This is a genomic window from Flavobacterium aquiphilum (assembly GCF_027111335.1).
Taxonomy (GTDB): Bacteria; Bacteroidota; Bacteroidia; order Flavobacteriales; family Flavobacteriaceae; genus Flavobacterium; species Flavobacterium aquiphilum.
This window is the reverse complement of record NZ_CP114288.1, coordinates 3,887,480-3,906,884: the sequence shown is the minus strand read 5'-3', so window position 1 is coordinate 3,906,884 and position 19,405 is coordinate 3,887,480. Positions and strand designations below refer to the sequence as shown.

16 protein-coding genes are annotated in these 19,405 nt (G+C 36.6%); 13 read left to right on the top strand and 3 right to left on the bottom strand.

Annotation, left to right across the window (positions count from 1 at the left end):
• The first annotated feature begins 27 nt into the window (after positions 1-27).
• The 5 genes from OZP12_RS15680 (at position 28) to uxuA (ending at position 8,785) form a co-directional block, all read left to right on the top strand.
• Positions 28-924, top strand: coding sequence for an AraC family transcriptional regulator (locus OZP12_RS15680; protein WP_281225976.1), 897 nt, complete (start codon positions 28-30; stop codon positions 922-924).
• 206 nt (positions 925-1,130) lie between these two features.
• Positions 1,131-4,118, top strand: a complete 2,988-nt coding sequence (locus OZP12_RS15675) for a glycoside hydrolase family 2 protein (protein ID WP_281225975.1) — start codon at positions 1,131-1,133, stop codon at positions 4,116-4,118.
• A gap of 518 nt (positions 4,119-4,636) precedes the next feature.
• Positions 4,637-6,787 (top strand): alpha-glucuronidase family glycosyl hydrolase, encoded by a 2,151-nt coding sequence (locus OZP12_RS15670; RefSeq protein ID WP_281225974.1) that lies wholly within the window; start codon positions 4,637-4,639, stop codon positions 6,785-6,787.
• Positions 6,788-6,839: 52 nt separating this feature from the next.
• Positions 6,840-7,577, top strand: a complete 738-nt coding sequence (locus tag OZP12_RS15665; RefSeq protein ID WP_281225973.1) for an SDR family NAD(P)-dependent oxidoreductase — start codon at positions 6,840-6,842, stop codon at positions 7,575-7,577.
• 23 nt (positions 7,578-7,600) lie between these two features.
• Entirely contained in the window at positions 7,601-8,785 is a 1,185-nt protein-coding gene (gene uxuA / locus OZP12_RS15660; protein WP_281225972.1) for a mannonate dehydratase, read from the top strand.
• Between the two features lie 115 nt (positions 8,786-8,900).
• Here the strand turns inward: uxuA and OZP12_RS15655 are convergent, their stop codons facing one another.
• Entirely contained in the window at positions 8,901-9,206 is a 306-nt protein-coding gene (locus tag OZP12_RS15655) for a YciI family protein (RefSeq protein ID WP_281225971.1), read from the bottom strand.
• Between the two features lie 66 nt (positions 9,207-9,272).
• Positions 9,273-9,671 (bottom strand): hypothetical protein, encoded by a 399-nt coding sequence (locus OZP12_RS15650; RefSeq protein WP_281225970.1) that lies wholly within the window; start codon positions 9,669-9,671, stop codon positions 9,273-9,275.
• Positions 9,672-9,858: 187 nt separating this feature from the next.
• Here OZP12_RS15650 and OZP12_RS15645 point away from each other — a divergent pair, with 187 nt between their 5' ends.
• The 8 genes from OZP12_RS15645 to OZP12_RS15610 all read left to right on the top strand — a co-directional run bounded on the left by OZP12_RS15645 (position 9,859) and on the right by OZP12_RS15610 (position 18,034).
• Complete coding sequence (locus OZP12_RS15645) at positions 9,859-10,623, top strand: ThuA domain-containing protein (RefSeq protein WP_281225969.1); 765 nt, start codon at positions 9,859-9,861, stop codon at positions 10,621-10,623.
• Positions 10,624-10,659: 36 nt separating this feature from the next.
• Complete coding sequence (locus tag OZP12_RS15640; RefSeq protein WP_281225968.1) at positions 10,660-11,910, top strand: TolC family protein; 1,251 nt, start codon at positions 10,660-10,662, stop codon at positions 11,908-11,910.
• 16 nt (positions 11,911-11,926) lie between these two features.
• Positions 11,927-12,826 carry an HlyD family secretion protein gene (locus OZP12_RS15635; protein ID WP_281225967.1) on the top strand — a complete coding sequence of 300 codons (900 nt, stop codon included), beginning with the start codon at positions 11,927-11,929 and terminating at the stop codon, positions 12,824-12,826.
• A 14-nt stretch (positions 12,827-12,840) separates the two neighbouring features.
• The gene (locus OZP12_RS15630) at positions 12,841-13,770 is read left to right on the top strand and encodes an ABC transporter ATP-binding protein (RefSeq protein WP_281225966.1); all 930 of its coding nucleotides are present in this window, start codon (positions 12,841-12,843) and stop codon (positions 13,768-13,770) included.
• Positions 13,771-13,959: 189 nt separating this feature from the next.
• The gene (locus OZP12_RS15625) at positions 13,960-14,697 is read left to right on the top strand and encodes an ABC transporter ATP-binding protein (protein WP_281225965.1); all 738 of its coding nucleotides are present in this window, start codon (positions 13,960-13,962) and stop codon (positions 14,695-14,697) included.
• A gap of 199 nt (positions 14,698-14,896) precedes the next feature.
• Positions 14,897-16,003: an ABC transporter permease gene (locus tag OZP12_RS15620; RefSeq protein WP_281225964.1), complete on the top strand. Its 1,107-nt coding sequence runs from the start codon at positions 14,897-14,899 to the stop codon at positions 16,001-16,003.
• Positions 16,003-17,115, top strand: coding sequence for an ABC transporter permease (locus tag OZP12_RS15615; protein WP_281225963.1), 1,113 nt, complete (start codon positions 16,003-16,005; stop codon positions 17,113-17,115). Before OZP12_RS15620 ends, OZP12_RS15615 begins: the two co-directional genes overlap by 1 nt.
• A gap of 97 nt (positions 17,116-17,212) precedes the next feature.
• Positions 17,213-18,034 (top strand): polysaccharide deacetylase family protein, encoded by an 822-nt coding sequence (locus tag OZP12_RS15610; protein ID WP_281225962.1) that lies wholly within the window; start codon positions 17,213-17,215, stop codon positions 18,032-18,034.
• A gap of 184 nt (positions 18,035-18,218) precedes the next feature.
• Here the strand turns inward: OZP12_RS15610 and OZP12_RS15605 are convergent, their stop codons facing one another.
• Positions 18,219-19,325: an NADH:flavin oxidoreductase gene (locus OZP12_RS15605; protein WP_281225961.1), complete on the bottom strand. Its 1,107-nt coding sequence runs from the start codon at positions 19,323-19,325 to the stop codon at positions 18,219-18,221.
• Positions 19,326-19,405: the final 80 nt, after the last annotated feature.

The window sequence follows — 19,405 nt, the reverse complement described above, 5'->3', positions numbered from 1 at the left end:
TGGATTTGGATAAAAAACAGTGAAATTATGGTTAAAATTAAAGAAGGATTTACGGGAGAGAGAGCCTTCGTTCTGCCAATTCCAATTATTGAAGAATTCAGGAAAACAGATTTAGGTTCGCTGTTATATATCACAGATATTGGTTATTATCCCAAAGCATCGTTTCATTTTAGGAAAAGAAAAAAAGAAGAAGCATCACAATATATTTTAATTTACTGTATTGAAGGTGAAGGATGGTTTGAACTGGACAATCAAACGCAAAAAGTAATAGCCAACCAAGTTTTTGTTTTGCCAAAAGAAAAAGCGCATAGTTACGGAAGCGATGCAAAAAATCCATGGACTATTTATTGGTGTCATTTCGATGGAGAAAAAGCGGCTTTTTTTGCTGAAGGGCTTCATAAACCGTTGCTTATTTCAGCCGAAAAAGATTCCAGAATTGAAGATCGGTTTAAGTTATTCGAAGATATATTTTTTACACTAAAGAATGGATTTAGTAGAGAAAATTTAGATTTTAGTATTACGGCATTATTTTATTTTCTGGGTTCACTAAAGTATTTAGGTGTTTTTCGATCGAATAATACTGATAAACCTGAATTGCAGCAGTTTGATATGGTAGATGATGCCATTCATTTTATGCGTGAAAATGTTCGAAAAAGATTGACCTTAAAACAAATAGCCGATTATGTAGGATATTCGACTTCGCATTTTTCGGCAAAGTTTCAAAGCAAAACAGGATATTCTCCTTTGAATTATCTTATCCACCTAAAAATTCAAGAAGCTTGCCATTATCTTGATTTTTCGGATATGAAAATTAATCAAATCAGCATGCTAGTTGGTTTTGACGACTCTTTTTACTTTGCCCGAATATTTGGAAAAACAATGGGGAGTTCTCCAAGCGAGTATCGTAAAAGGAAAAAGGGATAGTTTCCTTTTTTCCATATCAAATATTGACATTTCGTGTCATTTTCAGCCGTTATGTCTTATTATGATAGGTATTGTCAAGCGGTGATAATACGAGATTTATGGGCTTATCTATATTTGTGAGCCTAAATTATTAATCTAAATTGATGTCTTTGATGAATTTGGATTTTTGAAGAAGAATTAACCCTAAACCAAATAATAACCGAATAATGAAAATTAAAAGAATATTTTACTCAATTGGTTTTGCAATACTGTTTTTAAACGTTGTGTGTGCGCAGAATAATGAACCGGACAGAATTAAATACAATTTCAACTACGGTTGGAAATTAAATGTAGGCGATCCTGAGCAAGCCAAAGAGACAACTTATGATGATAAAAAATGGTCAAATGTGAATTTGCCTTACGCTTGGAATCAGTCTGAAGCTTTTAAAAATGATATATACGGATTGTCAACTGGGATTGCATGGTACCGAAAGTCATTTCAATTGCCGAAAGATTCCAATGATAAAAAGGTTTTTATCGAATTTGAAGGCGTTCGCCAAATGGGTGAGATCTATGTGAATGGAACTTTTATTGGCCGTCATGAAAATGGTGTTATGGCTTTTGGATTTGATTTGACTTCATATTTAAAGCCGTATCCGCAAGAAAATATCATTGCAGTAAAAACTGATAATGATTGGAAATACAAAGAGAAACTTACTGGTCAGGGATACCAATGGAATAACAATAATTTTAATGCGAATTATGGTGGAATTCCAAAAAACGTGTTTCTTTATATTAAACCAAAAGCCTATCAAACGCTTCCGTTGTTTTCTACATTAGGCACAACAGGTACTTATGTTTATGCTACCGATTTTGATATCGCTGAAAAAAAGGCTGTTATAAATGTTTCCTCTCAGGTAAAAAATGAATTTACAAAGCCTATTAAAGCACAGTTGAAAGTAAGTGTAATAGATATGGAAGGCAAAGAAGTAGCTTCTTTTTTGAGCGATTCTTATACTTTATTGGCTAATGAAACGAAGGATTTAAAAGCGTCCAAAGTATTAAATAACTTGAATTTTTGGAGTTGGGGATATGGTTATCTGTACACTGTTTCTAGTGAATTATTGGTTGATAACATATCGGTTGAAAAAGTGAACATTCGCACAGGTTTCCGAAAGACTAAATTTGAAAAGGGAATGGTTTACCTGAATGATCGTGTCATTATGATGAAAGGTTATGCGCAACGCACGAGTAACGAATGGCCTTCTGTGGGAATGTCGGTTCCATCATGGGTGGGCGATTACAGCAATAGTCTTATGGTTAAGAGTAACGCAAATTTGGTACGATGGATGCACGTTACACCCTGGAAACAAGATATTGAATCCTGCGACAGAGTTGGTTTGATAGAGGCTATGCCAGCTGGCGATGCAGAGGCTGACGTGAAAGGACGCAGATGGGAGCAGCGTACCGAGTTGATGAGAGATGCAATTATTTATAACCGAAATAATCCAAGTATTTTATTTTACGAATCAGGAAATGAAAGTATCTCTGAGGAGCATATGAGTGAAATGCTGACTATCAAAAATACCTACGATCCTTATGGAGGAAGAGCGATTGGAAGTCGTGAAATGCTTGATAGTAAAGTGGCAGAGTATGGAGGGGAAATGTTGTATATCAATAAAAGTGCTCACATTCCGTTTTGGGCGACAGAGTACAGCAGAGATGAAGGTTTGCGAAAATATTGGGACGAGTTTACGCCTCCATTTCATAAAGAAGGAACTGGCGGGACGGCACATTCAAATGTCAATGGGAGCAAAATTGCCGATGCGAGTCCGTATAATCACAATCAGGATGCTCATGCAATTGAAGATGTGGTGCGTTGGTTTGACTACTGGGAAATGCGTCCAGGTACGGGAGACCGCGTGAGTTCTGGTGGGGTTAATATTATTTTCAGTGATTCAAATACACATTACCGAGGACAGGAAAATTATAGACGAAGCGGGGAGGTTGATGCGATGCGAATTCCTAAAGACAATTATTTTTCACATCAGGTAATTTGGGACGGATGGGTTGATACAGACAAGCCAAATGCGCATATCATTGGACATTGGAACTATGAAAACGGAGTAACCAAAGACATTACGGTAGTTTCAACAGCTGATGTGGTGGAATTATTTGTAAACAATGTTAGTCTTGGAAAAGGTACACAAGACAAAAGATTTTTGTTCAAATTTCCAAGTGTTCAATTCAAACCTGGAACCATCAAAGCTGTTGGTTATGATAAATCAGGAAAGAAAGTCTGCGAAAATGAGATTCGAACTGCGGGGAAACCTTTTGCACTTAAATTAAGTAAAATCGAGAGACCCGGAGGCACTTTGGCAAATGGAAACGACTTGGCTTTAGTACAAGTTGAAGTGGTAGACGATAAAGGGAATCGTTGTCCAACGGCATTAAATATGATTGATTTTGCTATTGAAGGAGAAGGTATTTGTTTAGGAGGAATCGCTCAAGGGCCTGATAATTATATTGGAAAATCAAGCCTTCCTGTAGAATGTGGTGTCAACCGAATTTTTGTTAGAGCTACGGACAAAGCTGGAATTATCAAAGTAAAAGCGTCTTCTGAAGGTTTAAAAAATGATGCAATCGAACTTAAAACAGTTCAAACGGATATTGCAAAATTATCTACGAGTATGCCGAATGAGAATTTACCATCTTACATTGAAAAAGGACCAACTCCTAAAACACCATCTTTTAAGAAAACCCGAATTCCGGTTGCTATCATTGGCGCGAAAACCGACTCGAATCAAGAGGATGTCATAAAAAGTTACGATGACAATGAATTAACAGAATGGTCTTATGGGAAAAATGGTAATGCTGCAATCGAATATGAATTGGAACGCAAAGCGAATATTAATCAGGTTGTTATGAAGCTTGCTGGTTGGAGAAGCAAAAAATATCCTATCAAGATTTCGGTTGATGGTAAAAAGGTTTTTGAAGGATCAACTCCACTTAGTTTAGGCTATGTAACGCTTGATTTTACTCCAACCAAAGGTAAAAAAGTCCAAATCGAATTATTGGGTTCTGAAAAAGATAGTGATGCTATTAATTTGGTTGAAATTACCGGGAAAGTGGATCAAGCCGGATTAAATCAAACCGACAAAAAGATTCAACGATTGCCAATTGTGGAGATCGAATTTTATGAGCCTCTTCGCTAAATAATTTTTGATTTTTAAAGAAAAGTTTTCGATAGGAAATTCAAACGAGTTCAATTTGGTTTTATTTAGTCACGCCTATCAGATAATTTCGGTTGTCCTGATAGGCTTTTTTTGAAATCATCGAGTAAGGAAGTATTTTTTTGTTTAAATCCGTTTTTTTTATTGGAGCTAAAAATACTTTGAAAGCATTGTATTGACTTTTACGATGTCCCAGAAATTCTTCATCCTGACTATTCTACTTCAGATGAGTTTGAAAAAGAATGCATCAATATTTCAAAGAAAATGAGTTTCAAATTGCTGCTATGAAGAATCTTTGAAGTGAATCAGAATACAAATAAGAAAACCTGTCTTTTTTGTAAAACAGTATTGATTGTTGATTTTTTGTTTTTGATTTGATTTGTTTTTTATGAATATGAAAAAAATAATGAAAAATTTTTTTATTATTTTTCAATGTTATACTTTTACGCAACCGATTGCAAAAAAAATAAATTATCCAAAATATGAAGAGCTTTCCAAAAATGTATTTTCTGTTAATACTGACTGTTTTCATGTTTTCCTTGAATGTATCAGGACAGCAGGATTACAAGTTATGGCTTCGATATGATAAAATAGAAAATAAGGAATTGCTCTCGGGGTATTCATCAAAAATAAAAGGAATTGCCGCTTTGGGAAATTCCAAAACAATTCAGCTTGCTACAGAAGAATTACAGCAAGGACTTTCCGGTTTATTGGGAATGAAAATTGAAATTCAGCAAAATCAAAATGCTCAAAGTATTCTGGTTTTTGGTTCCAAATCTTCTCTAGATGAAGCTACTCAGCAAAAACTAAAAAAAGAGTTTGAGCAAATCAATAACGAAGGCTACATCATAAAAACAATTGGCTCCAAAGAAAATGAGCAAATTGTAATTACTGCAAAAACCGATGTTGGTGTTTTATATGGTGTTTTTTATTTTTTAAGACTTATCCAAACCAATAAATCTATTACAAATATAAATATTGTTGATTCTCCCAAAATAAATATCCGAATGCTGAATCATTGGGATAATTTGAATGGAACAGTTGAGCGCGGTTACGCAGGTTCGTCGCTTTGGAACTGGCAAAAATTACCTGATTTTATAGATCAGCGTTATATCGATTACGCTCGGGCAAATGCTTCGATTGGAATCAACGGAACGGTTTTGAATAATGTAAATGCCAATGCCATAATATTGACACCACAATATCTGGAAAAAGTGGAAGCATTAGCGAATACTTTCAGACCTTATGGAATCAAGGTGTATTTGACCGCGAGATTTTCTGCTCCAATTGAAATTGGAAAATTAAAAACAGCCGATCCTTATGATGCTGATGTAATTAATTGGTGGAAAGAAAAGGTTAAAGAAATCTACAAAAGAATTCCTGATTTTGGTGGATTTCTTGTAAAAGCAAATTCAGAAGGACAGCCTGGACCACAAAATTATGGCAGAAACCACGTTGATGGTGCGAATATGCTGGCCGATGCGTTGGCTCCTTTCGGCGGAATAGTGATGTGGAGGGCTTTTGTGTATTCGGAGCATGATGTCGATGACAGAGCAAAACAAGCGTATAGCGAATTTGTTCCTTATGAAGGGAAATTCAGGGATAATGTTATTGTTCAGGTGAAAAATGGTGCTATCGATTTTCAGCCCAGAGAACCTTTCCACCCGATGTTTGGGGCAATGCCAAAAACACCTTTAATGATGGAATTTCAGATTACCCAGGAATATTTAGGTTTTAGCAGTCATTTGGTTTTTCTGCCAAAACTCTTTCAGGAAGTTTTGGAATCAGATACCTATTGTAAAGGAAAAGGTTCTACAGTTGCGAAAATAATTGATGGTTCATTGGAAAACCATAAAATATCTGGAATTGCTGGAGTTGCCAATATCGGCAGTGATTTGAATTGGACGGGACATCCATTTGCGCAGGCAAATTGGTACGGCTATGGAAGGTTGGCTTGGAATCCTTATTTGGATTCGGGTTTGATCGCCGAAGATTGGTTGCGTTCGACTTTTTCAAACGATAAAAATTTTGTTGAACCTATAAAGCAAATGATGCTGAATTCCAGAGAAGCGGTAGTGAATTACATGACACCGTTAGGATTACATCATATTATGGACACAGGGCATCATTATGGGCCTGGACCTTGGGTAAGTAACTTATCTCGCCCTGAATGGAATCCGGTTTATTACCACAAAGCAGATAAAAACGGAATCGGTTTTGACCGTTCCAAATCAGGAAGTAATGCAACTGGTCAATACGCATCTGAAGTAGGTAAAATGTTTGATGATGTTACTACTTGCCCTGAGAAGGAGCTATTGTGGTTTCATCATTTGCCTTGGGATTATAAATTAAGTAATGGACAAACGCTTTGGAACGGAATGGCATTGAAATATCAAGAGGGAGTTGATGAGGTAAAAACAATGGCTTCCACTTGGGATAAAATGGGGAAATATGTTGATGAACAACGATTCAATGAAGTGAAAATGTTATTGGGTATTCAATACAAAGAAGCCAGATGGTGGAGGGATGCTTGTTTGTTGTACTTCCAACAATTTTCAGGGAAAGAATTACCGCAGGGAGTTGAAAAACCAACACAGACATTGGAGTATTTTCAGTCATTGAAATTTCCATTTGCACCAGGGAATAATTAATCAGATTAATGAAACTATCAAACAAATAAACGAATAAATTTTTCAAAGAAGAATGAATACAAAAAGGGCAATTGTAACGGGAGGAAATTCCGGATTAGGGTTTGCAACAGCAAAGAAATTTTGTGATAACGGAATAAAGACTTTCATCATAGGGAGAACAAAAGAAAAAACGGAAGATGCCTGTGCCGAAATCGGTCCAAATGCAATTCCGGTGATTTTTGATTTGAATAATTTGGATGCAATTCCTGCCATGATCACTGATTTAGCCAAAGATGGAAACATTGATATTTTGGTTAACAATGCGGGAATCAATCTTAAAAAAGATTTTCTGGAAGTTACTGATGCCGATTTTGAATCGATTATTCATACTAATGTGAAAAGTGTTTTTGCTGTAAGCAGGGAAGTGGTTAAAGTGATGAAAAATAATGGAGGAGGAAGTATTATCAATATCAGTTCGATGGCTTCGCAATACGGTATTCCACGTGTGATTGCTTACTCGGCAAGTAAAGGTGCAATTGAGATAATGACAAGAGCAATGGCGGTTGAATTGGCGCAATTTGGTGTTCGAGTGAACTGTATTGCTCCCGGTTTTATCAAGACTAAAATGTCTGCCAAAGCTTTGGACTCCGATCCTGAAAGAAAAAATAAAGTGCTTGGAAGAACGCCGATGGGGACTTTGGGAGAACCGGATGATATTGCTGATGCGGCTTATTATTTTGCTACCAGCGAATCTAAGTATGTAACGGGAACTGTTCTTCCGGTTGATGGCGGAAACAGTATAGGATTTTAATAATAGAGATCAGAATGATTAAAATGGAACAAACAATGCGATGGTTCGGGCCTAATGATGCCATCGCTTTGAGAGATATCAGACAATGTGGTGTTACGGGAATTGTAACTGCGCTACACGAAATTCCGGTTGGTGAAATTTGGACAGTTGATGCCATTAAAGAGCGTCAGGAAATTGTTAGGAAGGCGGGAATGGAATGGACTGTAATCGAAAGTTTACCTGTTCATGAAGATATCAAAAAAGCCAACGGAAACTATTTGCAATATATAGAAAACTATAAAATCAGTTTGAGGAATGTGGCAGAGTGCGGTATCAAGGTGGTGACATATAATTTCATGCCGATTTTGGACTGGGTGCGAACCAATCATGCTTTTGAAAATCCTGATGGTTCGAAAGCGTTGCTTTATAACCAAATTGCCTTCAATTATTTTGATCTTTATTTATTGAAAAGACCAAATGTTGAAAATGATTATTCGGAGGAAGAAAAACAAATTGCGCTTGATTACGGAAACCAACTTAGTCAAGCTGAGAAAGATTTATTGTTTAAAAATGTGTTGCTTGGATTGCCAGGAAGTAAAATTAATTTTACAGCAGAACAGATTTTGGCTTTGCTGGACAATTATAAGCATATTGACAATAACAAATTAAGAGAAAACCTGATTTATTTCTTGTCGGAAGTAGCTCCGGTTGCTGAAGAATTGGAAGTGAAACTAGCAATACATCCTGATGATCCGCCGTTTTCGGTTATGGGTTTGCCAAGGATTGTTTGCACAGAAGCTGATTTGAAAAAAATATTCAAAGCCGTGCCTATAAATGCAAATGGACTTTGCTATTGTACAGGTTCATTGGGTGCAGACCCGAATAATGATTTGGAAAAAATAATAGATGATTTCGGAGACCGAATCCACTTTTTGCATTTGAGAAATGTAGCAAGAGACAGTACAACTGTTTTCAGGGAATCGGAACATCTTAACGGTGATAATCCGATGGAAAGTATTATGGAGAAATTGATTCTGCTGATGCAGAAAAGAAACCTCAGTTTGCCAATGCGTCCCGATCACGGTTTCCTTCATTCAATCGAAGATGGGAAAGAGCAATATCCTGGTTATTCGTTAGTAGGAAGGCTAAAAGGATTGGCCGAATTGAGAGGATTGGAGATGGGAATTTCGTATAAACTGAAAGGATATGCTCCTTTTTGTAGTCTTTAAAAACCAAAATCTACTTTTAACTACATCAATTAAAGTAAATCTGTTTAATCCGTAACGTCTGTGTGGAAAGGACAATAAAAGAAAAAGTTCCGTTTGCAGCGGAACTTTTTCTTTTTTAGTTCGCGTGTGTTTTTGGCACAACTGCGTTCATAAGATGGTATTCATATTTGTTTATCTTTCCGGCGGGGTCATTGGCAATGAATTCTTGTACTTCTTCCTCGCTGTCCACCTCAACTATTCCGAGGCCGTAAACTTCTTTTGGGTCTAGCACTGGGCCAAACGCCAATACTTTTCCTTTGTTCATAAGATCCATCCAATAAGCAATGTGGTCTTGCATTATTGCAAGTTCTTCTTCGCTCATTGTTTTTGCAAAATCAGGTCGTGATGGAAGTAAATGCAGTACGAAGTGTTTTTTGTCCATTTTGTTTAGTTTTAGGGGGGATTGTTTAGAATTGTAGAATATTTATGTTTAATTAGCCAGTGGATATTACCTTATTATATGGAGATCTCCACTGTCAAAACCTGTCGCTATTGCTTTAGCTTTTCTTAGAAAACTATTTTTGAAATTTTCTGTTTGAGTATAGTTTTCAATATGATTTTTTACTTGATCAAGGATTTGTTTCCAGTCTGTTTCTGCTTGTCCGAGTTTCAGATATTTATCAGCCGGCACAAAATCGGTATTGCAAGCCCAATCTTCATCATCTTCGTGAAACTCCTTCGAACCAACTAGGTAGGTTTCATAACCATTAGTCGTTTCGAGTATTCCAAAATAATAGGCTAGAATTTCATCGCTTGGTTTTTCGGTTTTTGATATTTTGTCTAACCACTCGTTAAAGCTTTTTTGTGTCATAATTGTTGGTTTTGTAATTGTCAATCTATTTTTCATTTGTTTTAATTAGATCAAATGATTAAAAATAGTATTTAAATTATAGAAATTGGATTTCGTTATGCTATAAAAATACAAAAAACCAATTCATTTTTTGTCTACTAAAAGGAAAATGTTTTCAAAAATGGACTAAGCTGATCGAATCAATTATTTTAGTATATTAACATAATAAAAACTAACCTAAATTATGACCATAACACCCAAATCAAAAAATGTTCTTTTATCTTCAATACTAGCTGTAATCAGCTTTTTTTTAGTGTCTTTTTATCAAAAAAATGATAAAGAGATTTCCGTTGCAAAACCCAAAAAAGTCCTGATTTTTTCAAAAACCAACGGTTGGAGACACGAAAGTATTCCGGCTGGCATCGCTGCGATAAAGAAATTGGGAGTCGAAAATCATTTTTTAGTCGATGCTACCGAAGATTCATTGGCCATAAATACTAAAAATTTAAATCAGTATCAGGTTATTATTTTTTTGAACACCACCGGTACTATTTTAGGAAAAAATGAAGAATTGGCATTGCAGGAATTTATGAAAAAAGACAAAGGTTTTGTGGGAATCCATTCTGCTTCTGATTGCGAATTCGATTGGCCTTGGTTTGGAAAAATGGTTGGTGGTTATTTCGTATCGCATCCAAAACCGCAAATAGCCAAATTGGTAGTTGTGAATAAAGACCATTTATCTACGCGCCATCTTCCTGTAATTTGGGAACGATTTGACGAATGGTATAATTTCAAAGATTTGAACCCTGATGTAAATGTACTTCTGAAAATTGATGAATCGTCATATACTGGGGGAAAAAATGGAGACAATCACCCTATGGCTTGGTATCATGAATACGGCGGAGGCAGGGTTTTTTACACCGCTTTGGGGCATACGAACGAAAGCTATAGCGATCCACTTTTCTTGCAACATATTCTAGGCGGGATTACTTATGCTATGGGCAAATAAATTTCTTGAAATGTAAGTTTTAAACAGGTAAATTAAATGAAACAATTCTTGCTATTTTTTTTGATTTTCGGTTTAAGTACTGCAAAAGGACAAATAACCATCGATGGTTGTCAGGAAAAAGCGAAAGCAAATTATCCGTTAATCAAACAATATGACTTGATTGCGAAGTCATCTGAATATACTATTTCCAATGCCAATAAAGCCTATTTGCCACAGGTAAGTGTAACGGGAATTGGCGGATATATTTTCGCTGGTTTACCCGAATTTTCGTCACCCGGCTCCAGTTCGGGAGATCCCAATAAAGCTCAGTTTATAGGGATTGCACAGGTTAACCAAATCATTTGGGACGGCGGCGCTACACGTACACAAAAAGAAATTGCAAAATCAACTGCTGAGGTCGAAAAGTCAAGTGTGGATGTTTCGTTGTATTCCATTCGCGAACGCGTGAACCAATTGTTTTTTGGGGTTTTGTTGATTGATGAACAAAACAAACACTTGGACATTCTTAACGAAGAATTGAAATTGGGGCTTAAAAAAGTTCGGCTTTCAAAGGAAAATGGATTGGCTTATTCATCAGATGTTGATGAGGTAAAAGCCGAAATGTTGAATTTGGAACAGAAAAAAATTGAGTTCAATTATACCCGAAAAGGTTATGTCCAAATGTTATCTTATTTAATTGGAGAAAAGCTTGATGAAAATGTAAGGCTTGAGAAGCCTATGGTGTCTGAGTCGGTAAACAATCTCAACAATAACAGGCCTGAAATGAATTTGTATTCCTATCAGTTAAAATTGATTGAATCCCGTTCAGGTTTTAATGAAGTTTCGCTGATGCCTAAAGTCGGTTTGATTGGAGCTGGAGTTCTTATTCAGCCTGGATTGAGTTTTGGTCAGTCAAAGTTCAATGGATTGGCTTTGGCCGGATTGAACGTTTCATGGAATACGGAAGGTCTTTATAAAAGCAAAAACAATAAGGATTTGGAGAAGATCGAGATGGAAAAAATAACGAATCAGCAGGATGTTTTTTTGTTTAACAATAAACTACAATTGACACAAGCCAATAGCGACATCGAAAAGCAAAAAGCTATTATTGCCAAAGATGACGAAATCATTAAACTGAAAGTCAATATCAAAAAATCAAAACAGCTAATGTATGACAACGGAATTTGCTCCATGAGTGATTTACTTTCTTCTATGAACAAAGAGAACGAAGCGATTGGTAATCAAGCGTTGCATAATGTACAATTGTTGATGAGCATTTACAACTACAAAACGATAAGCGGTAATTAATTTTAATTCTATAAAAATGAAGTTCAATTTTTATAAAACAAGTGTTTTGGCTATTTACATTGCACTTTCTTCTTGTGGAAATGGTGAAAAAGCCAACGAAGCTTCAGGAACTTTTGAAGCGACCGAAACAATTGTGTCGGCTGAAGCCAATGGGAAAATTTTGAAACTGAAAATTAATGAAGGTGACCAATTAGAAAAAGGACAAAAGATAGGTTCTATTGATAGCACTCAATTGCACTTGACCAAAATGCAGTTGAAGCAAAGTGGAAAGGCTATTTTGTCGGGACGTCCTGATAGTAAAATACAAATCGAATCTTTGCAGAAAGAACTAGAAAATGCAGTGAAAGACAAAAAACGAATCGAAAATTTAGTGAAAGGGGAGGTTGCTTCGCAAAAACAGCTCGACGATGCGAATTCCAGAATAGCTATTATCCAATCTAAAATAGATGCTTTGAGAAGCCAGTTAGGTACTACAACGAATAATCTCAATGCGCAAAGCGGAACTGTTGGCATACAAATGGAGCAGGTAGAGGATCAGCTTAAAAAATGCAATATCACCAATCCTGTTTCGGGAACGGTATTGACCAAGTATGCTAATGAGTACGAAATGGCAACCATAGGAAAACCCATTTACAAAATAGCCGATTTGTCCACGCTAAAATTGAGAGCTTATATTACCGCTTCGCAATTTGCTAAAATAAAAATTGGAGATGCTGTAAAAGTTAATGTTGATACTGAAAACGGCGGATCAAAAGCGTATTCCGGAACGGTGGAATGGATAAACAGCAAAGCCGAATTTACTCCTAAAACCATTCAAACGAAAGACGAAAGAGCCAATCTGGTTTATGCCGTAAAAATTAAAGTAAAAAATGATGGAGCTCTGAAAATTGGAATGTATGGTGATGTTGTTTTTTGATAAAAAATATTTTGATGGACAGTAAGGAAAATAGCATTCCCATTGACGTAAACCATATCAATAAATCGTATGGAAACGGAAAAGTATCGGCTGTAAAAGATGTTTCTTTTCAGGTGAATAGAAGCGAAATATTCGGGTTGATTGGTCCTGACGGAGCAGGGAAGACAACTATTTTCCGAATCTTAACCACACTTTTGAAACCCGATTCTGGAAATGCATCGGTGGATGGTTTTGATGTTGTTAAAGATTATAAAGCAATCAGAGAAAGAGTAGGGTATATGCCGGGACGGTTTTCACTCTATCAGGATTTGACAGTCGAAGAAAACCTGAATTTTTTTGCTACTGTTTTTAATACCACGGTCGAAGAAAATTATGATTTGATAAAAGACATTTACCAGCAAATAGAACCTTTCAAAAAACGTAAAACAGGTGCGCTTTCGGGAGGAATGAAGCAAAAGTTGGCTTTATCCTGTGCCTTAATTCATAAACCTTCGGTGTTGTTTCTTGATGAACCTACGACTGGTGTCGATCCGGTTTCGAGAAAAGAGTTTTGGCAAATGCTTCAAAAATTAAAAAAGGAGGGAATTACTATTTTGGTTTCCACGCCTTATATGGATGAGGCGACTTTGTGTGACCGTATCGCCTTAATTTCGGACGGTCAACTATTGAAAATTGATACGCCCGAAAATATGGTGAATCAGTTTGGGATGGCACTTTGGTCGGTTCAGAGTAATGATATGTACCAATTATTGAAAGACATAAGACTGTTTCCAAATGTGAAATCCTGTTTTGCTTTTGGTGATTCGCATCATGTTACTTTCAAAACGGCAGAGGTTTCAATCAACGAATTTGAAGCTTTTTTGGCTGAAAAAGGGCATACAAATATTCACATTCAAGAAACTCAACCCAGAATTGAAGATTGTTATATGAATTTTGGGGTTTAATTATGTAAATGAAAATGTTTTTACCACATAGAGACATAGAATTTCTTTTGGTTAAAAAGAGTTTGATAGGCGTTAAACTTTTCGCATAGGTTATCTATGTGAAAAAATAGGGCTATTTTCTATTTGTTCTTAAAATTTATCAGTTAAAAATCTATGTTTCTATGTGGTTAATTTTATTTTTAAGTTTAAATGAAAGCGATTAAGGTAAATAATCTGGTGAAGCGTTTTGGTGATTTTACGGCTGTAGATGATGTAACTTTTGATGTAAATCAAGGAGAAATTTTTGGTTTTCTTGGTGCAAACGGAGCCGGAAAAACAACAGCTATCCGTATGCTTTGTGGTTTGAGCAAACCTACGTCGGGCAATGGAACTGTAGCCGGTTTTGATATTCATAAAGACCCAGAACAAATCAAAAGGAATATTGGTTATATGAGCCAGAAGTTTTCGCTTTATAATGATTTAAAGGTTTGGGAAAATATACGGTTGTTTGCGGGTATTTACGGAATGGGTGAAAAGGAAATTCGTTCAAAAACAGATGAGTTGTTGTGTACTTTGAATTTTGAATCGGAGAAGAATACTTTGGTAAAGGCCCTTCCTTTGGGATGGAAACAAAAGCTGGCGTTTTCGGTTTCGATTTTTCATAATCCGAAAATTGTTTTTCTCGATGAACCCACAGGAGGTGTGGACCCAATGATTCGGAGACAGTTTTGGGAACTTATTTATGAGGCTTCAGCGAGAGGAATAACTGTTTTTGTGACGACACATTATATGGACGAAGCCGAATATTGTAATCGGGTTTCGATTATGGTTGATGGAAAAATTAGTGCTTTGGATACACCGAAGAATCTTAAGTTGAAATATGGTGCGAGTGATATGGATGGGGTCTTTCAGGAATTGGCGAGAAAAGCAATTCGGAAAGGGGATTGATTTTTTAGCCACTGATTACACAAATTTTCACAAATTAATTTGATTACGCGATGATTATTCTAAAAAAGCGGAAAGTCGATCTTTAGCCCCGATTGAAGCGAAAATAATTGTGGGCTGGGGTTCAGCCCGCAAGATTGTAGCGAAAAGCGGGAGGGAACTTGTAAAAAACACAAATGTTCTGCTCCAAAAAAGGAATATTATGAAACAATTTTTGTCATTTGTAAAAAAGGAATTTCTGCATATTTTTCGCGATTTGCGAACGATGTTGCTGCTTTTGGGAATGCCAATTATGCAAATTCTTCTCTTTGGATTTGCGATTACCACCGAGGTCAAAAATTCTAAAGTAGCCGTTTATGACCCTTCGAAAAGTATTGCTTCCAGAAAAATAATTGAGCGGGTTAATTCGAGTCGGTATTTCGAAGTTGCCAAATATTTGAATGATCCGGCCGAAATTGAACATGAATTTCGGGAAGGAGAGATTGGGTTAATTATGGTTTTTGACGAAAATTTTGAGACTAATCTGTTTCATTCGGGCAATGGTCATGTGCAGTTAATTGCCGATGCGACCGACCCGAATACGGCCACTGCGGTGACCAATTATGCACGTTCAATTATCATGGATTATCAGCAGGATTTGATGCAGGGAATGAAAGTTCCGTTTCAGATTTTACCCGACGTGAAAATGCTTTATAACCCACAGATGAAAGATGCTTATAATTTTGTTCCGGGTGTTTTGGGGCTTATCATGATGCTGATTTGTGCGATGATGACTTCGATTGCGATTGTTCGTGAAAAAGAAATGGGCACGATGGAAGTGTTGCTTGTTTCGCCTCTGAAGCCTATTTATATCATTCTTGCCAAAGCGGTTCCTTATTTTATGTTGTCTTGTGTCAACACGGTTTCGGTGCTTTTGTTGGCGGTTTATGTTTTGGGTGTTCCGGTTGCCGGAAGTTTGTTTTGGCTGGTAGTGCTTTCGATACTTTTTGTTTTTGTTGCCTTGTCGTTGGGATTGCTGGTTTCTACGGTTACACAAACACAAATGGCGGCTATGCTGATTTCGGGAATGATTTTTATGATGCCGATAATGTTACTTTCCGGGATGATTTTTCCTGTCGAAAATATGCCTTTGCCTTTGCAGTTTTTGTCCAATATTATTCCGGCAAAATGGTATATCATAGCCGTAAAAGACATTATGATTAAAGGAACTGGTGTTTCGTCTATTTATAAAGAACTGATAATACTCGGTTCTATGGTTGTTATTATTGTCAGTATTAGTTTGAAGAATTTCAAAAATAGGTTAGAGTAATGATAAAGTTTTTATTAGAAAAAGAATTCAAGCAGATTTTTCGCAATAAATTCCTGCCCCGGACGATATTAATGTTTCCGGTAATGGTGTTGCTGGTATTTCCGCTTGCGGCCAATTTTGAGATAAAAAACATAAATCTGTGTGTAGTTGATAATGATCACAGTGATTATTCCAACCAACTGGTGCAGAAAGTAATTTCTTCGGGTTACTACAAACTGACTTCAATTGCCGGAAATTCAAAAAAAGCACTGAATCAGATTGAAATGGACGAAGCCGATATTATTTTGGAAATCCCAGCCAATTTTGAAAAAGATTTGGTTCGGGAACAGGCAGCACATTTGTTGATTTCGGCGAATTCGGTTAATGGTACAAAAGGAGGATTGGGCAGTGCTTATCTTACGGGAATTGTCACTGATTTTTCTTCGGAAGTGCGCGAGAAATGGGTTCAATCCACAGCATCAGCAAAGTTTCCAGCTATAGAAATTATTTCCCAAAACCGGTTTAATCCGCATTTGAGTTATAAAATTTATATGATTCCCGCCTTGATGGTTATGGTTTTGACGATGCTTTGTGGTTTTCTTCCGGCGCTGAATATTGTAGGTGAGAAAGAGGCAGGAACTATGGAACAGATTAATGTGACTCCGATTCCGAAGTTTGTTTTTATACTTTCAAAATTACTGCCGTACTGGATTATGGGATTTGCGGTGCTTACGATAGCATTCGGTGTGGCTTTCCTGGTTTATGGTTTGATTCCGGCAGGGAGTTTAGGAACCATTTATTTTTTTGCTGCACTTTATATTTTGGGGATTTCGGGTTTTGGATTGGTGATTTCCAATTATTCCAATACGATGCAGCAGGCGATGTTTGTGATGTATTTTTTTATGCTGATTTTGATATTGATGAGCGGTTTGTTCACCCCTGTTAACAGTATGGCCGAATGGGCGCAGTACATCACTGTTTTTAATCCGTTGAAATATTTTATGCAGGTAATGCGCCTGGTTTACCTCAAAGGAAGCGGTATAACAGAATTGGGAACACAATTTATAGCCTTATTCTGTTTTGCATTATTTTTCAACCTTTGGGCAATTTTAAATTACCGAAAAACAGTTTGATTTTGTGACTATAAGCTTTAAGCTGTTGAATTTTGGACTTTTTTTTGGAAGTATAAAAAATACAACTATTTTTATAAGCAATAATTAGTAATTTTTCATGAAGAAGCCTCTATCCGTAAAAGGAATACTATCGATAATCATTGTAGCTGTTACAACTGTTGTGCTAGCCGTTAAAATGTACCCTGAAGGAAAAACGCCTGAAGGGAAAGCAAAGAAGGTTGTAGTAAAGCCAGTAAAAAAGAAAATACAGCCCGGCGTGATTTTTAGTTTTGATGATAATTATATAGAAGATTGGTACGTAGCCGATAAATTGTTGCATCCCTATCACTGGAAGGCTACCTTTTTTGTTACTTGGTATGGCGGTTTGACTGCTGACCAAAAAGCGAAGTTGCATTATCTGAATAATAATGGGCATGAGATTGGTGCACATGGCTATAACCATTTTAATGCTTTGAAGTATTACAAGGAATTTGGAATGGAGAAATATATCAAAGACGATATTTTGCCTTTGAAATTAGCTATGGCCAAGGATGGTTTTGATGTACGTACTTTTGCTTATCCCGACGGTGCTCGTGATGCCACACTGGATGCTGAATTGCTTAAATATTTTGATATTATAAGAGGAACGACTTATGAACAGATCCCGCCCGAATCACAATTTTGTTATTTTGAAGGAAATAGAGTGATTTATGGTCTTGGGATCGATGATGATTACAAGCAGTTTAATATTCCGTATTACAAAAGCTTGATGGATTATGCCAAAAGCCACAATAAGATAGTGATATTTTATGGACATAAGACAGTTCCTAATGCCGATGAAAAGATAGAAACGCCACTTTCTGCTTTAGAGGAGCTGTGCAAGTACGCAAAAACTATAGGCCTTAAATTTTATACCGTGCACGATTTAGCGAAGTTTTGATTTTGAAAAGTTGAATATCGCCTGTAAAGTCTTTGATCAGTAATGGGAATATTGTTTATTAGTTTGGACAACATTCTTGAATAAAAACATTTTCAATGAACCATCATAAAATAGCAAACCCCTAAATAATATGACTATTTAAGGGTTTGCCGCATTTACACAATAAAACTAATTTGGGTTTTCTTTATTCTAATATTAATTCGCTCAATGCTTCTTTGCTAAAGCCTACAAGCTCATTTGTTTTTCCTGATTTTATTTTTGCAGTCCAGTTTGGGTCTGAAAGTAAAGGTCTTCCAACGGCAACTAAATCAAAATCGCCTCTGTCGAAACGTCTGTTTAACTCGTCCAATGAAGTTGGCTCCGAGCTTTCTCCTGCAAATGCCCCAAAGAAATCATTAGAAAGTCCAATGGAACCAACAGTAATGGTTGGAGCTCCTGTTACTTTTTTGGCCCATCCGGCAAAATTTAGATCTGATTTTTCAAACTCAGGTTCCCAAAATCGACGTTGTGAACAGTGTAGAATGTCAACTCCAGCATCAACAAGAGGTGTAAGCCAGGCGTCTAATTCCTGTGGTGTTTTTGCTAGTTTATAATTGTAATCAGAAGGTTTGAATTGAGAGAAGCGCATAATCACTGCAAAATCGTTTCCTACCTGTTTTCTAATTTCTTTCACCACTTCAATGGCAAACCGATTACGTTCCTTCAATGTTTTTCCTCCGTAACTGTCCGTGCGCAAGTTGGTTTCAGGATTGAAAAATTGGTCAATCAGGTAACCGTGTGCACCGTGAATTTCGATAGTGTCAAAACCTAATCTTTTTGCATCGGCAGCTGCTTTTCCAAATGCAATGATGGTATCTGCAATGTCTTTTTCAGACATCGTATTCCCATTATTAAAACCGGGACGGTTTAATCCCGACGGGCCTTCAAAAGGAACGGGCGGAACCCAGCCAGAATGGTGGTTGTCCATAATTCCCATGTGCCATATTTGTGGCCCCATTTGGCCTCCGGCAGCATGCACCTCATCGATCACTTTTTTCCAACCTTGTAAGGCTTCTTCTCCATGAAAATGAGGGACATTCTTATCATTTGATGACGAAGGCCTGTCAATCACAGTTCCTTCGGATAGTATCAAACCTACTTCACCTTCGGCTCTTTTTTGATAATAGGCGGCTACTTTATCGGTTGGGATTCCGTTTGGAGAAAAAGAGCGCGTCATTGGCGCCATTACAATTCTGTTTTTAAGGTGTAGCGACTTGAGGTTAAAGGGGGTAAATAAATTATTTGCACTCATGATTATTTAAAATTTAGATTATTAATTTGTTTTGGTTTTACCATTAAGATATTAAGGGAATAAAAGCTTAATCTATTTTA

Excerpts from the sequence above, each read along its gene's own strand:
- OZP12_RS15680 (WP_281225976.1), top strand. The coding sequence starts at position 28 with ATGGTTAAAATTAAAGAAGGATTTACGGGAGAGAGAGCCTTCGTTCTG.
- OZP12_RS15675 (WP_281225975.1), top strand. The coding sequence starts at position 1,131 with ATGAAAATTAAAAGAATATTTTACTCAATTGGTTTTGCAATACTGTTT.
- OZP12_RS15670 (WP_281225974.1), top strand. The coding sequence starts at position 4,637 with ATGTATTTTCTGTTAATACTGACTGTTTTCATGTTTTCCTTGAATGTA.
- OZP12_RS15665 (WP_281225973.1), top strand. The coding sequence starts at position 6,840 with ATGAATACAAAAAGGGCAATTGTAACGGGAGGAAATTCCGGATTAGGG.
- uxuA (WP_281225972.1), top strand. The coding sequence starts at position 7,601 with ATGGAACAAACAATGCGATGGTTCGGGCCTAATGATGCCATCGCTTTG.
- OZP12_RS15655 (WP_281225971.1), bottom strand. The coding sequence starts at position 9,206 with ATGGACAAAAAACACTTCGTACTGCATTTACTTCCATCACGACCTGAT.
- OZP12_RS15650 (WP_281225970.1), bottom strand. The coding sequence starts at position 9,671 with ATGAAAAATAGATTGACAATTACAAAACCAACAATTATGACACAAAAA.
- OZP12_RS15645 (WP_281225969.1), top strand. The coding sequence starts at position 9,859 with ATGACCATAACACCCAAATCAAAAAATGTTCTTTTATCTTCAATACTA.
- OZP12_RS15640 (WP_281225968.1), top strand. The coding sequence starts at position 10,660 with ATGAAACAATTCTTGCTATTTTTTTTGATTTTCGGTTTAAGTACTGCA.
- OZP12_RS15635 (WP_281225967.1), top strand. The coding sequence starts at position 11,927 with ATGAAGTTCAATTTTTATAAAACAAGTGTTTTGGCTATTTACATTGCA.
- OZP12_RS15630 (WP_281225966.1), top strand. The coding sequence starts at position 12,841 with ATGGACAGTAAGGAAAATAGCATTCCCATTGACGTAAACCATATCAAT.
- OZP12_RS15625 (WP_281225965.1), top strand. The coding sequence starts at position 13,960 with ATGAAAGCGATTAAGGTAAATAATCTGGTGAAGCGTTTTGGTGATTTT.
- OZP12_RS15620 (WP_281225964.1), top strand. The coding sequence starts at position 14,897 with ATGAAACAATTTTTGTCATTTGTAAAAAAGGAATTTCTGCATATTTTT.
- OZP12_RS15615 (WP_281225963.1), top strand. The coding sequence starts at position 16,003 with ATGATAAAGTTTTTATTAGAAAAAGAATTCAAGCAGATTTTTCGCAAT.
- OZP12_RS15610 (WP_281225962.1), top strand. The coding sequence starts at position 17,213 with ATGAAGAAGCCTCTATCCGTAAAAGGAATACTATCGATAATCATTGTA.
- OZP12_RS15605 (WP_281225961.1), bottom strand. The coding sequence starts at position 19,325 with ATGAGTGCAAATAATTTATTTACCCCCTTTAACCTCAAGTCGCTACAC.